We start from the raw sequence: 12,359 nt of genomic DNA, 5'->3' as shown, positions 1-12,359 counted from the left end.
TTAAGGGCGATGGAAACACAAGACATTATTAAACGCTCCGCGACCAACCCGATCACCCCCGCGCCCCGCGCGCGGGGCTATAAGGCAGAGGTCGCCAAGCTTATCGACGTCTCCTCCTGCGTGGGCTGTAAGGCCTGCCAGGTGGCCTGTTCGGAGTGGAACGATATCCGCGACGAGGTGGGGCACTGCGTCGGGGTCTACGACAATCCGGCGGATCTGAGCGCCAAATCCTGGACGGTGATGCGCTTTAGCGAAACCGACCAGAACGGCAGGCTGGAGTGGCTGATCCGCAAGGATGGCTGCATGCACTGTGAAGATCCGGGCTGCCTGAAGGCGTGCCCGTCAGCGGGCGCGATTATTCAGTACGCCAACGGGATCGTCGACTTCCAGCAGGACAACTGCATCGGCTGCGGCTACTGCATCGCGGGCTGTCCGTTTAATGTCCCGCGCCTCAATAAAGAGGACAACCGGGTATATAAATGCACCCTGTGCGTGGACCGCGTCAGCGTCGGGCAGGAGCCTGCCTGCGTCAAGACCTGTCCAACCGGCGCTATCCACTTCGGCACCAAAAAAGAGATGCTCGACGTGGCGCAAGAGCGCGTGAACAAGCTGAAAGCGCGCGGCTACGACAGGGCGGGCATTTATAACCCGCAGGGCGTGGGCGGGACGCACGTGATGTACGTGCTGCACCATAACGACCAGCCGGAGCTGTATCACAACCTGCCGAAGGATCCGGCGATCGATACCTCCATCAACCTGTGGAAAGGGGCGCTTAAACCGCTTTCTGCGGCGGGCTTTATCGCCACCTTTGCGGGGCTGATTTATCACTACATCGGTATCGGCCCTAACAAAGAGGTGGATGAGGACGAGGAGGAGCATCATGAGTAAATCGAAAACGATCGTGCGCACGAAGTTTGTCGACCGCGCCTGTCACTGGACGGTGGTGATCTGCTTCTTCCTGGTGGCGGTATCCGGCATCTCGTTCTTCTTCCCGACGCTGCAGTGGCTGACCGAAACCTTCGGCACGCCGCAGATGGGGCGCATTCTGCACCCGTTCTTCGGGGTGCTGATTTTCGTGGTGCTGATGTTTATGTTCGTGCGCTTCGTGCACCACAACATCCCGGACAAGCAGGACATTCCGTGGGTGAAAGGGATCGTCGAAGTCCTCAAAGGTAACGAGCATAAAGTCGCGAAGGTGGGAAAATACAACGCCGGGCAGAAGATGATGTTCTGGACCATCATGAGCATGATTTTTGTGCTGCTGGTGACCGGGGTGATTATCTGGCGTCCGTATTTCGCGCACTATTTCCCGATCCAGGTGATTCGCTACGCGCTGCTTATTCACGCGACGTCGGCCATTATTCTGATCCACGCTATCCTGATCCATATGTATATGGCGTTCTGGGTAAAAGGGTCGATTAAAGGCATGATTGAAGGGAAGGTGAGCCGCCGCTGGGCGCAGAAACACCACCCGCGCTGGTATCGTGACGTGGAACGGCTGGAAGCGAAACAGGAAAGTACGGAAGGGATCAAGTAAGGCCTGCGCCGTCGGCTTTGTCCGGCGGCGCTGCGCTTGCTCAGGCAGGACAAATGCCTGACCAGCCGGCGTCATGTGTTAGTCAATAAGCGATCAATTGCTGCAATAACATCATGGCGTGTATTGCGTAAATTACAAACAAAGTCTTTAGGGTTAATTTTGTTGTTGTTAAGGTGGGTTATCATGGGTGAATAAATCAGAAATGTTTCAAAGTCGATATTTACCCCCGGAGCCAGATGGCTCTGCCATAACGGTAACTTATTATTTCTTGCGAGCGGCACAATTACGCGCGTGGCAAGATCGTCATAACAATCATCCTGAATGAGCATATAGTAGGGAAGCTTGTCCCGGGTAGCTGCAGATGTATTACGGTAAACATTAAATTGTCTCAGCATTAAAGCACCCTGAAAAACTCATCATCAGTAATGGTTCCATGCTTTTCGACAAGTTCATTCATTGACTGAATGAATGAACGATCCGCTTCTGATGGCTGACGGCGGTTAACCGAGTGTTGCTCTACATGATACAAGGGTTTACGCGACGTGATGTCCTGGCCTTGTTTTATTCTTGCGGTATGTTTCATTATTTTCTCCTTTGTTGGTGCGGCCATTATCAACCGCAGCCAACAAAAAACAATACCGTTTCCCCTGGTAATCTACGTTCTGCGAGCCGCCTTCCAGTAATATCAGAACCGCTCTTCCACATACCGGAACGGGTATTTGGTGGGCTTCACTTTGCCGATTTTACGTTTCGGTAAATCTACCTTATCAACATGAATTTCTTTATAGGGGATTTGCGTCAGCAGGTGCGAAATAATATTCAGGCGCACGCGCTTTTTATCTTCTGAACGGGCCACAAACCACGGTGCCCAGGCGGTATCTGTCGCTTCAAACATGGCGTCGCGGGCGAGGGTATACTCGTCCCACAGGTTAAAGGATTTAATGTCCATGGGCGACAGCTTCCAAATTTTGCGCCCGTCGTTGATGCGGTCGCGCAGGCGGCGCTCCTGCTCTTTCGGCGTCACCTCCAGCCAGTATTTCAACAGGATAATGCCGGCATCGACCATCGCTTTTTCCATGACCGGCGTGCCGTCCAAAAATTTCTCCACCTGTTCTTCGGTACAGAATCCCATCACGCGCTCGACGCCCGCGCGGTTATACCAGCTGCGGTCGAAGATGACGATTTCGCCCGCAGAGGGCAGATGCGGCACGTAACGCTGGAAGTAGAGCTGGCTTTTCTCTTTATCGGTAGGCGCGGGAAGCGCGACGACGCGAAAGACGCGCGGGCTGACGCGCTCGGTAATCGCTTTGATGGTGCCGCCTTTACCGGCACCGTCGCGTCCTTCAAATACGATACACACCTTTAATCCCTTGGCGACGACCCACTGCTGGAGCTTAACCAGTTCAACGTGCAGGCGGCGCAGCTCTTGTTCGTACTCTTTGGTCTTCAGCGCGGGTTTAACCACCTTGTCTACGCTGGCTTTGGTCACGGTCACTGCTTTCGTTTTATTCTGTTTTGCGTTTCCCATGATAATCCTCATCTCCGAATCGGGTGATGTGCCTGGAAGGAACTAACACTTTGAAGTGTAATGCTGACCGGCAACCTTCGCGGGAATTTTTGACATACGTGTCTGATAAGCGTGTTTCCCTTCATCAGATAACGGGTTAGAATGGTGCGATATACTGTATAAATAAACAGGCTGGCGTCATGACATTAATTTTTGAAGGTGAAAAAATAGGTCGTACCCGTTTTACCGGCGAGAAAATAGAGAATGCAATCTTTCGTAACTGCGACTTTTCAGGTACGGATTTAACCAGCACGGAGTTTATCGGCTGTCAGTTCTATGACCGGGAAAGCCAGCAGGGCGGTAACTTTAATCGGGCGCAACTTAAAGATGCTATTTTTAAAAGCTGCGATTTATCGATGGCGGATTTCAGGCATTCAAATGCATTAGGCATCGAAATTCGTGAATGCAGAGCGCAAGGGGCCGATTTCCGCGGGGTCAGTTTTATGAACATGATCACTACCCGTACTTGGTTTTGCTGTGCTTACATCACAAAAAGCAACCTGAGCTATGCCAACTTTTCGAAGGTGGTTCTTGAAAAATGCGAGCTGTGGGAAAACCGCTGGAACGGCGCGCAGATACTCGGTGCGACCTTCAGCGGCTCGGATCTGTCTGGGGGCGAGTTCTCATCCTTTGACTGGCGTGCGGCCAATTTTACCCACTGCGATCTGACCAATTCAGAACTGGGTGATCTGGACGTGCGTGGTATTGATTTGCAGGGCGTCAAACTGGACAGCTATCAGATTTCCCAGCTGATGGAGCGACTTGGCATCGTTGTTTTAGGCTAACGGTATTCACAGCCTCACCCGAATTAATGGATTAACCTGTCAGCCAACTGATTTGAACTGGCTCACCATACCAGATTGTTTGATAATGCCCGTCGCGAATAGTTAACCCGTGGTCGTGGTATGAAAAAAACAATTTTTTCGTTGGCGCTTGGTACGTTTGGTCTGGGCATGGCCGAATTCGGCGTGATGGGCGTGTTGACGGAACTGGCGAAGGACACCGGGATTTCGATTCCCTCTGCCGGGAACATGATCTCGTTTTACGCCTTCGGCGTGGTGATAGGCGCACCGATTGTGGCGCTGTTTTCCAGCCGGTTCTCTCTGAAATCAACATTATTGTTCTTAGTGGCGATGTGCGTCATTGGGAATGCCATGTTCAGCATTTCACATTCTTACGTCGGGCTGGCGACAGGCCGCTTAATTTCCGGATTCCCTCACGGCGCGATTTTCGGCGTAGGGGCGATAATCCTCTCTAAAATTGCGCCGCCTGGAAAAGTCACGGTCGCGGTGGCCGGTATGATCGCCGGAATGACCGTTGCCAATCTTGTTGGCGTACCTTTCGGGACGTGGCTTGGGCATGAATACAGCTGGCGCTACACCTTTTATCTGATTGCTGCCTTTGACGTGCTGGTCATCCTCTCCGTGTTGCTGTGGGTGCCAAAACTGCACGATAAATCAGAGATCAAATTGACCGCGCAGTTCCACTTCCTGAAGAAACCGGAGCCCTGGCTGATTTTCGCCGCCACCATGTTTGGCAACGCTGGGGTCTTCGCGTGGTTCAGCTTCGTTAAGCCGTTTATGGTCAATGTATCAGGTTTCTCCGAAGGCATGATGACCGTCATAATGATGCTGATGGGGCTCGGAATGGTGTTGGGCAATCTGCTCAGCGGTAAACTCTCGGGGCGGTTTAGCCCGCTGCGCATTGCTGCCACCACCGACATGATCATTGTCGCCTCTCTGCTGCTGCTTTTCGCCTTTGGTGAACTGAAAACGGCCTCATTGTTGATGGGCTTTGTCTGCTGTGCTGGCCTGTTTGCACTTTCCGCACCGCTGCAAATTCTGCTGCTGCAGAATGCGAAAGGGGGTGAAATGCTGGGGGCGGCGGGCGGCCAGATGGCCTTTAATCTGGGTAGCGCTGTAGGGGCATACTTTGGTGGGATGATGATTACGTTCGGCTTTAGCTGGGGCTATGTCACGCTGCCGGCGGCGTTGTTGTCCTTCGCTGCGATGACCTCGCTGTTGATGTATGGCCATCTCTGCGCCAAAAAGCGTCTGGCCAACGCGAGGGCGCTGGCCTGATTTTTTCAGGGAAGCCAGGGCTCGCCCAGGGTCAACATCAACCGGTTGGCCCAGGCAAAGAACGCGGCGGATTGCAGCAGATCGAGCTGTTCAAGCGTATCCAGTTTCTGTTTTTCCAGCTCGGCCAGATGGCCCGGCGTGACGGCCGGTGGCGTGACTGACAGCGCCGCCGCAAAGTTAATTTCCGCCTGCCAGCGTGCAGACTGCCCCTCGCTAAGGGATTGTCCCGGTCTTACGGCAAGCAGGGCCTCTACCGCAGCGTCATCCTTTGACAGCTGGCTGGCTTTACGCGCATGGACAGAAGCGCAGTAGATGCAGCCGTTGATTTTACTGGCGACCGTTGCGGCCAGCTCGCGCTCGGCGCGCGGTAATCCCCCCGGCGTATAAAAAATTCCTTTATCCGTTAGCGTGCGCTGTTCAAGCACCGGCAGGTTGCGCCCCAGCAGGCGGAAGTAGTCGGAATCGGTATGGCCAAATTTCGCCAGAACGGCAACCTCATCGTCACGGAAGTCCGCCAGCGGTTTAGCCGCTATCCACGGCTCCCATCCCAGCTCCTGCTGGGTGAACGCGACGGGTGCCGCCTTCCCGGTGGCCGTTGTTGCGGTCGTGTGCCAGACGCCCGCCGCCACCGGCGTTTCGCTTTGGGCGACGGGCCTGTCGTTCAGCAGCCGCAGCCCGACGACGAGTCGGCTCTGGAAGCTCACAAACGCAACAAGCTGCGCCAGGGTAACGATGCCTGCCTTGCTCCATCCCGCCTGGGTCAGCGCTTTTAGCGCCGCTGGTGTCGCTTCCACGGGTGAGAACGTCAGCAGGCGCGCGAAATTCAGCGCCGGTGTCAGGCGTTCTGAGGTAGGGTCTGCCAGGCCAAATCCGGCATAGTGCGCAGCCAGCGTCTCCGCGCTGTGCCACCTGGCGACTTTTGCCGCCACGGCGAAGCGCTCGTCGAGCGCAATATCATCATCCTGCTGGCTGAACAGGATTTCATAGCTGCCCTGGGCGTGGCGAGTTGCAGCATCACGCGTGGCGCGCGCCTCTGCCAGAGCGGAACCGGGTTTGATTTCCGCCAGCTCGGCGAGAATATCCTGACTTAATGACATAGGTGTCTCCTCAAAGGATGTGGGGGGCAATCTTTTCGGCGATCAGCTCAATGGAGCGCAGCGTGTCGCGGTGCGTGGGTTCGACCGAATGGACCTGGAATGAGATATCCGTGGCGCGCCTGAGAACGGAGTCCGCATGCAGTGAACGCAGCACCGTATCGGGGGAACCGATATGGGCGTCGAACTGGCGGCGATAATCGGTGACAATGTCACCTTTAACCGCGTACCCGGCGGCGCGATGCTGCCGGGCCTGTTTCGTGAGGCCCGGCGTTGCGACCCTGAGCGCATAGTCATCGCTGTCGGCGACGAACGCCGTGCGGGAGGCCAGAATACGCGGCGCGATGCCCGCAGGCAGCGCATCGAGGTAGGCATCCACAATCGGGTTCTGGATCGCGTCGAGCGTTAAATCCGGCCGGTCTGCCGGGCGCGGCTGCGTGCGGGAGAGCATTAAACCGTGTCCGGCCCGGGCGGCGCGAACGGCACCGTCGACAGAGAAGGTGGCAATCCAGATACGGCCGGCCAGCTGTGGCGCTGGCGGGTAGAGGTGGTTATCCGGATGGGTAAGCGAATCTCCGCGCCAGGCGCTTTGGATCACATGCAAATGGTCCGCAAAGGCCGCGCCGCGCGCCTCGAACGTCAGGCCGAACGGCAGGAATGAGGTCGGTGTACCGCCCGATCCAAAACCGACTTCGAGACGCCCATCGGCGAGGAGATCCAGCACGGCGGCATCTTCCGCCACGCGCAGCGGGTTCTCCATCGGCAGGGTAATGATGGCCGTGCCCAGGCGGATGGTTTCGGTATGCGCCGCAACGTGCGCCAGAAACAGCAGCGGCGACGGCAGGCCACCTTCGCTTTCGTGGAAGTGATGCTGCGCAATCCAGGCGCTGTCAAAACCGTGGCGTTCGGCGTGGCGGATCTGCTCGGTTGCCAGACGATAGCGCTCCTTCGGCGTGGCGTCGTCAAGCAGGCGGGTGAAAAAACCCAGGCGTTTTCGCGTCATGCGAACTCCTTCGTAGCGGGTGAAAAATGGGGAATGGCGTCAATCAGCTCGCGGGTATAGTCGGTCCGCGGCGACGCGAATAAGGTTCCGACGTCGCCCTGTTCGACGACCTGGCCGCCGCGCAGCACCGTGACGCTGTTGGCGATCCGGCGAACGATAGACAGATCGTGGGTGATAAAGAGGTAGGTCAATCCCAGCTGCTGCTGCAGCTGCTGAAGCAGAGCCAGAATTTGCGCCTGTACGGTGACGTCCAGCGCGGAGGTGGCCTCGTCAAGCACCAGAATGGTCGGCTCAAGGATCAGTGCCCGGGCGATGGCAACGCGCTGGCGCTGACCGCCCGAAAGCTCCCGGGCGGTGCGGTTCAATATATCGACCGGCAGAGCAACCCGCTGAGCCACGGTCTCTACCCGGAGCTTGCGATCCGCCTTGCTGAGGCGAGCAAAGTTCTTCAGCGGCTCTTCGATGATGTCGAACAGGGTCTGGCGCGGGTCGAGAGAGGCGAACGGGTTCTGGTAGACGAACTGGATCTTCTGGCGCAGCTGACGGCGGGCCTCGCGGCTCAGCGCGGTGGCATCGATATCATCAATAGTGACCCGTCCGCTGTCGGCTTGTTCAAAACCGAGCAAAATACGGGCGAGGGTGGTTTTTCCTGAGCCGGATTCCCCGACCAGCGCATGCGTGCTGCCGCGCCTGACGTCAAAAGTGACCCGATCCAGCGCCTGAAGCTGATGGCCTTTGCCCAGGGAGAACCGTTTGCTAATGGCGCGGGCGCGAATGGCCGGTGACGCGAGCGGGCGACCGGTCACCGGGGCGATGGTCAGGCGCTGGCCCTGGAGATCGCTCAGCAGCTGGCGGGTGTAGGCGTGCTGCGGCGTGCGGATGATATCCGCGGTGCTCCCTTGCTCCTGAACCTCGCCGTCGCGAAAAACCAGCAGCCTGTCCGCGCGCTGCGCGGCCAGCGCCAGATCGTGAGTGACAAACAGAACGGCGGTACCCGATTCCCGGCGCAGGATATCCAGCAGATCGAGAATGCGCTTTTGTACCGTTACGTCCAGCGCGCTGGTGGGTTCATCGGCAATGATGACGTCCGGACGCAGCGCTATCGCGATGGCAATCAGTACGCGCTGTTTCATCCCGCCGGAGAGCTGATGCGGGTACTGCTTCATGCGCTGCTCGGGGTGGCTCAGGCCGACCTTTGTCAACAGGGCGAGCACCTGCTCGTCGCGGCGGGCGTGGGTTACTTTCTGGTGGAGCTGAATAATTTCCCCGACCTGCGCGCCGATGGTCTTCACCGGGTTAAGTGAATTACCCGGATCCTGCGGAATCAGGCTGATTCGCGCCCCGCGAAGGGTATCGAGACGTTTAGCGGACCACCGGCTTATCTCCTCGCCGTTGAGAATGATTTTTCCCGCATCACGCCGGGCGTTGTCGGCCAGCAGACCGATAATCGCCTGTGCCGTGGTCGTTTTGCCGGAGCCGGATTCACCGACAAACGCCAGCATTTCCCCTCGTCCGAGCGTGAAGCTGACGTTGTGCACCACCTCTCGCCACTGGCGCGCGGTGCGGTAGCTCATCGTCAAATTTTCCACTGAGATAACGGTCATTAGCGACCTCCGCTGAACTGCTGGCTGATACGGTTGGTGGCGAGCACCACGGCGATGACGACCGTGCCGGGGAAGGCGGTTAGCCACCAGGCGGTCGAGAGATAGTTACGGCCTTCGGCAATCAGCAGGCCCCATTCCGGCACGGGCGGCGGGGTGCCGTAGCCGAGAAAGCTCAGCGTAGAGAGCGCCAGGATGGCCTGACCAAACTGCAGCGTGGCAAAGGCGAGGACGGCGGTAAACGCGTTGGGCAGGATGTGTCGCCACAGCACGGCGAAAAAGGTCCCGCCGCTGCCAAACGCCGCTTCGACGTAATCCGCGTGCCGGATGCGCACGACTTCACCGCGCGCGAGCCGGGCGAAGCTGGCAATGGAGGCAACGCCCACTGCAATCGCCGCGTTAACGGTGCCAAACCCGAGCAGAATAATGACCGTCAGCGAGAGCAGCAGAGACGGGATGGACAGCAGCACGTCAACAAAACGCATCAGCAGCGACTCGACGCGCCCGGCGAACGCCCCGGCAACCACCCCTAAACCGGTGCCCACCAGCAGGCCCATGGTGACGGCGGCCAGTGCCGCGCTCAGGGAGTGGGATGCACCAAAAACAATGCGGGTGAAAACATCGCGGCCAAGCTGATCGGTGCCGAGCCAGTGGCCCGCCTGCGGCGCCAGGCGCTGTGCGCCAGCGATGCCCTCAACCGGGCTGTAGGGGGTGAACAGGCCGGGTGCCACGGCGGCAAAAATCGCGAGAATAATCACCGCCCATGCCAGCCACAGCCCGGGCTGCCACTCCACTCCCTGAAAAGTGGGGACGCGCTTTCGCGCGGCGGCGGCGTAATCGACCAGGCTCATGAAGTACCTCCGGTAACGGTTTGCAGACGGGGATCGAGCAGCGGCATCAGCAGATCCACCAGCAGGTTAATCAGGACAAAACCGAGGGCGGAAATCATCACCACCGCCTGAAGCACGGCGATATCCTGGTTATTCACCGCCTGCTGGGTCAGCTGCCCAAGCCCGCTGCGGCCAAAAACGGTTTCAGCGATCAGCGCCCCGGCAATCAGCTCGCCCAGCAGCAGCCCGGCAATGTTCAGGACCGGCAGCAGGGCGTTGCGGGTGACGTGACGCCACAGGACGGCGGTTTCACTCATCCCTTTGGCGCGGGCGACGGCGACAAACGGCTGCGTCGCCACCTGGTCCAGGCTGCGCATCAGAATCTGCGCCAGCGGGGCGGAGATTGGGATCGCGACGGTGACGATCGGCAGGAGCAACCCCTGCAGAGGCGTCGGGTTAATCACCGGGATCAGCCGCAGCTGAAATGAAAAGATCTGAATGAGGGCAATCCCAAGCCAGAACGTTGGTAAGGAGACAAACAGAACCGGCAGCGACTGGAGGGTACTGCTCAGCCAGCGCACGCCCGGCAGACGCGACGCAAAGGCCAGCGCAAACGCCAGCAGGATCGCGAGCACAAACGCGGGCAGGGCGAGGCTCAGGGTATCCGGCAGATTACTGGTAATCAGCTCGCTGACCGGCACCCCTGCCTGTAACGAATAGCCGAAATCCCCGCGCAGCATCGCCAGCAGCGTGTGGCCGTATTGCTGCCAAAGCGGGCTGTCCGCGCCGTAGGCCACGCGCATCTCCTCGATTTGCGCCGGGCTTAGGCCCAGATCCGGGTTCTGAAATTTAATCAGCACCGCGTCGCCCGGCAGCACCTGGAGCAGCACGAACGAGAGGGTAAAGGCGGCCCAGAGCACCAGCAGCCCGTGCCCAAAGCGTTGAAGAAGTGCGTGGCGCATCGTCAGCTCCTCAGCGTTTCTCAATCCACGCGCCGTAGAACGACGGGCGGCCAACCGCTTCAAAACTCACCCCTTTCAGCCACGGCGCACCGGCAAAGACCTGCGGCTCTTCAAAGATCGGAATGACATAGGCGTTATCCAGCAGGTAGCGCTGGGCGTCTCCCGTCAGCTGCAGGCGTTTTTGCGGATCCACTTCGGCAGAGATGTTCACCAGCAGCGCGTTCAGCCTGTCGTCGCGGAAGTTTTTGGCCCTGTCGCTGGAGCCGCCTTTTTGCAGCAGCGCGTCGCGATTAGCGGGGTAGAACATACTTTTCAGCACGTCCGGATCGGCGCGGCCCACTTCGGAAACGGTTAACGGGGTTTTCAGCGGATCAAGGTTATCCAGCGTGCGGCTGCCCGCGTCACCGGCCTTGACGCTCAGCGCCACGCCCACCTGTCGCCACTGCTGGGCAACCAGCTGCAGCACCTCTTTGTTTTGCGGCTGCGGCAGAGATTCATACACCGTCAGCGCCAGGCGCTGGCCCTCTTTGGCGCGGATCCCGTCGCCGCCGGCTTTCCAGCCCGCCTCGTCCAGCAGCTTGTTGGCTTTTGCCGGGTCAAAGGTCAATTTGTCGCTGAGGTCGACAAAGCCTGCGGCGGAATCGGCAATCACGGACTTCGCCTGCGGATAGTTGGCCGAGAAGAGGGTGTCGACTACCTGTTTCGCGTTGGTGGCATGCAGCAGCGCCTGACGAACGCGAATATCGGAGACCAGCGGGTTATCCGGGCGGAAGCTGATGCTGTCGTTCACCCCGCGCGTCGGGGCGGCATAGATCGTATAGCCCTGGTCGGTGGCCTGCTTTTCGTCATACGCCTGCACCTGGCGAATAAAGTCGGCCTGACCCGCCAGCAGGGCGCCGACGCGCACGCTGTCTTCCTGGGTGACGATAAACTTGATGCCGTCCAGATTGGCTGGCCCCTGTTGCGCCAGGTTTTTAGGCCCCCACCGGTAGTCCTTACGGGCTTCGAGCGTCACTTCGCGGCCCAGCTTCTCGTCCTTCACCACAAACGGTCCGGAGCCAATGATGTGGCGGGCATCACCCAGCTCTTCAAAGTTGCGCTTCAGCGTGCTGAGCGAGACCAGGCCCGAACCAATGGTGGCGGTGCCCTGAAGGAACCCCGGCGACGGTTTTTTGAAGTAGAACTTCACGGTCAGCGGGTCGATGACTTCGCTGCGATCGTAGTTATTGATGACTTCTGACACCGGCAGGCGCTGCGCCTTATTGCCTAAACCGTAGGTATCAAAATTTTTCGCCACGGCGTTCGCGTCCAGCGGCGTGCCGTCGGAGAAGGTGATGCCGGGACGCAGTTTAAAGGTGTATTCGGTTTTATCGGCGTTGGTGGCCCAGCTCTCGGCCACCCAGGGTTCCACCTGCAGCGTCTTTGGGTTTTGCCACGTCAGTTTATCGGTGATCTGGTTCAGAATACCGCCGTTCGGGTAAAAGCCGCCAGCGGGCGGGTAGAGGTTGGTGTGCGCCTGCTGCTCCAGATAAATCAGCGTGCCGCCTTTGACGGGCGCATCTGCTGCCCAGGCTGCGGTGGTCGCCAGAATCAGCGCCGTCAGCAGCGGCAGACGAAATGGGGTTTGCATGGTGAATTCCTTTGTTATCTTCTTGTTAGCGTCGGATTCATCATCGGACGCACG

Annotated in this window: 13 protein-coding genes; 4 read left to right on the top strand and 9 right to left on the bottom strand. The window is 58.5% G+C overall.

Annotation, left to right across the window (positions count from 1 at the left end; genetic code table 11):
- Nucleotides 1-9: 9 nt before the first annotated feature.
- A complete protein-coding gene (fdxH, locus tag USG84_RS05890; protein ID WP_253542101.1) occupies nucleotides 10-888 on the top strand; it encodes a formate dehydrogenase subunit beta in 879 nt (292 codons plus the stop codon).
- On the top strand, nucleotides 881-1,537 hold the full coding sequence (gene fdnI, locus USG84_RS05885) for a formate dehydrogenase-N subunit gamma (RefSeq protein ID WP_061098132.1): 657 nt from the start codon (nucleotides 881-883) through the stop codon (nucleotides 1,535-1,537). The genes fdxH and fdnI overlap by 8 nt, the downstream gene beginning before the upstream one ends.
- Nucleotides 1,538-1,608: 71 nt before the next feature.
- Here fdnI and USG84_RS05880 read toward each other — a convergent pair whose 3' ends face one another.
- From USG84_RS05880 to ppk2, 3 genes are all read right to left on the bottom strand, one after another.
- Nucleotides 1,609-1,932, bottom strand: a complete 324-nt coding sequence (locus USG84_RS05880) for a CcdB family protein (protein WP_151413695.1) — start codon at nucleotides 1,930-1,932, stop codon at nucleotides 1,609-1,611.
- Entirely contained in the window at nucleotides 1,932-2,120 is a 189-nt protein-coding gene (locus USG84_RS05875) for a hypothetical protein (RefSeq protein WP_151413696.1), read from the bottom strand. Before USG84_RS05875 ends, USG84_RS05880 begins: the two co-directional genes overlap by 1 nt.
- Before the next feature lie 102 nt (nucleotides 2,121-2,222).
- Nucleotides 2,223-3,065 carry a polyphosphate kinase 2 gene (gene ppk2 / locus USG84_RS05870; RefSeq protein WP_061098135.1) on the bottom strand — a complete coding sequence of 281 codons (843 nt, stop codon included), beginning with the start codon at nucleotides 3,063-3,065 and terminating at the stop codon, nucleotides 2,223-2,225.
- Between the two features lie 179 nt (nucleotides 3,066-3,244).
- On the opposite strand from ppk2, the gene USG84_RS05865 reads away from it, so the two are divergent.
- Together USG84_RS05865 and araJ are read left to right on the top strand one after the other, a co-directional pair.
- Nucleotides 3,245-3,889, top strand: coding sequence for a QnrE family quinolone resistance pentapeptide repeat protein (locus tag USG84_RS05865; protein WP_151413697.1), 645 nt, complete (start codon nucleotides 3,245-3,247; stop codon nucleotides 3,887-3,889).
- Nucleotides 3,890-4,009: 120 nt separating this feature from the next.
- A complete protein-coding gene (gene araJ / locus USG84_RS05860; RefSeq protein WP_253542095.1) occupies nucleotides 4,010-5,185 on the top strand; it encodes an MFS transporter AraJ in 1,176 nt (391 codons plus the stop codon).
- Nucleotides 5,186-5,190: 5 nt separating this feature from the next.
- On the opposite strand, the gene USG84_RS05855 is transcribed toward araJ, so the two are convergent.
- Genes USG84_RS05855 through USG84_RS05830 form a run of 6 tightly spaced genes read right to left on the bottom strand, consistent with a single transcriptional unit; the run spans nucleotide 5,191 to nucleotide 12,305 of the window.
- Complete coding sequence (locus USG84_RS05855) at nucleotides 5,191-6,282, bottom strand: alkylhydroperoxidase domain protein (RefSeq protein WP_320738206.1); 1,092 nt, start codon at nucleotides 6,280-6,282, stop codon at nucleotides 5,191-5,193.
- Nucleotides 6,283-6,292: 10 nt separating this feature from the next.
- Complete coding sequence (locus tag USG84_RS05850; protein ID WP_151413698.1) at nucleotides 6,293-7,282, bottom strand: putative FMN-dependent luciferase-like monooxygenase; 990 nt, start codon at nucleotides 7,280-7,282, stop codon at nucleotides 6,293-6,295.
- Entirely contained in the window at nucleotides 7,279-8,886 is a 1,608-nt protein-coding gene (locus USG84_RS05845) for a dipeptide ABC transporter ATP-binding protein (protein ID WP_253542093.1), read from the bottom strand. Before USG84_RS05845 ends, USG84_RS05850 begins: the two co-directional genes overlap by 4 nt.
- Nucleotides 8,886-9,734 (bottom strand): ABC transporter permease, encoded by an 849-nt coding sequence (locus tag USG84_RS05840; protein ID WP_253542091.1) that lies wholly within the window; start codon nucleotides 9,732-9,734, stop codon nucleotides 8,886-8,888. The genes USG84_RS05845 and USG84_RS05840 overlap by 1 nt, the downstream gene beginning before the upstream one ends.
- Complete coding sequence (locus USG84_RS05835) at nucleotides 9,731-10,675, bottom strand: ABC transporter permease (RefSeq protein WP_151413700.1); 945 nt, start codon at nucleotides 10,673-10,675, stop codon at nucleotides 9,731-9,733. The genes USG84_RS05840 and USG84_RS05835 overlap by 4 nt, the downstream gene beginning before the upstream one ends.
- A 10-nt stretch (nucleotides 10,676-10,685) precedes the next feature.
- Nucleotides 10,686-12,305, bottom strand: a complete 1,620-nt coding sequence (locus USG84_RS05830) for a TIGR04028 family ABC transporter substrate-binding protein (RefSeq protein ID WP_151413701.1) — start codon at nucleotides 12,303-12,305, stop codon at nucleotides 10,686-10,688.
- Between the last annotated feature and the right edge of the window lie 54 nt (nucleotides 12,306-12,359).

It is taken from the genome of Enterobacter sp. 168J2 (assembly GCF_034107265.1).
Classification (GTDB): domain Bacteria; phylum Pseudomonadota; class Gammaproteobacteria; order Enterobacterales; family Enterobacteriaceae; genus Enterobacter; species Enterobacter nematophilus.
Note: the sequence above shows the minus strand (reverse complement) of the source record. Positions and strands in the feature narration are given on the sequence as shown.

Coding starts and splice junctions, on each gene's coding strand:
- USG84_RS05830 (WP_151413701.1), bottom strand. CDS start 12,305: ATGCAAACCCCATTTCGTCTGCCGCTGCTGACGGCGCTGATTCTGGCG.
- fdxH (WP_253542101.1), top strand. CDS start 10: ATGGAAACACAAGACATTATTAAACGCTCCGCGACCAACCCGATCACC.
- USG84_RS05835 (WP_151413700.1), bottom strand. CDS start 10,675: ATGCGCCACGCACTTCTTCAACGCTTTGGGCACGGGCTGCTGGTGCTC.
- ppk2 (WP_061098135.1), bottom strand. CDS start 3,065: ATGGGAAACGCAAAACAGAATAAAACGAAAGCAGTGACCGTGACCAAA.
- USG84_RS05855 (WP_320738206.1), bottom strand. CDS start 6,282: ATGTCATTAAGTCAGGATATTCTCGCCGAGCTGGCGGAAATCAAACCC.
- USG84_RS05840 (WP_253542091.1), bottom strand. CDS start 9,734: ATGAGCCTGGTCGATTACGCCGCCGCCGCGCGAAAGCGCGTCCCCACT.
- USG84_RS05875 (WP_151413696.1), bottom strand. CDS start 2,120: ATGAAACATACCGCAAGAATAAAACAAGGCCAGGACATCACGTCGCGT.
- USG84_RS05880 (WP_151413695.1), bottom strand. CDS start 1,932: ATGCTGAGACAATTTAATGTTTACCGTAATACATCTGCAGCTACCCGG.
- USG84_RS05865 (WP_151413697.1), top strand. CDS start 3,245: ATGACATTAATTTTTGAAGGTGAAAAAATAGGTCGTACCCGTTTTACC.
- araJ (WP_253542095.1), top strand. CDS start 4,010: ATGAAAAAAACAATTTTTTCGTTGGCGCTTGGTACGTTTGGTCTGGGC.
- USG84_RS05850 (WP_151413698.1), bottom strand. CDS start 7,282: ATGACGCGAAAACGCCTGGGTTTTTTCACCCGCCTGCTTGACGACGCC.
- fdnI (WP_061098132.1), top strand. CDS start 881: ATGAGTAAATCGAAAACGATCGTGCGCACGAAGTTTGTCGACCGCGCC.
- USG84_RS05845 (WP_253542093.1), bottom strand. CDS start 8,886: ATGACCGTTATCTCAGTGGAAAATTTGACGATGAGCTACCGCACCGCG.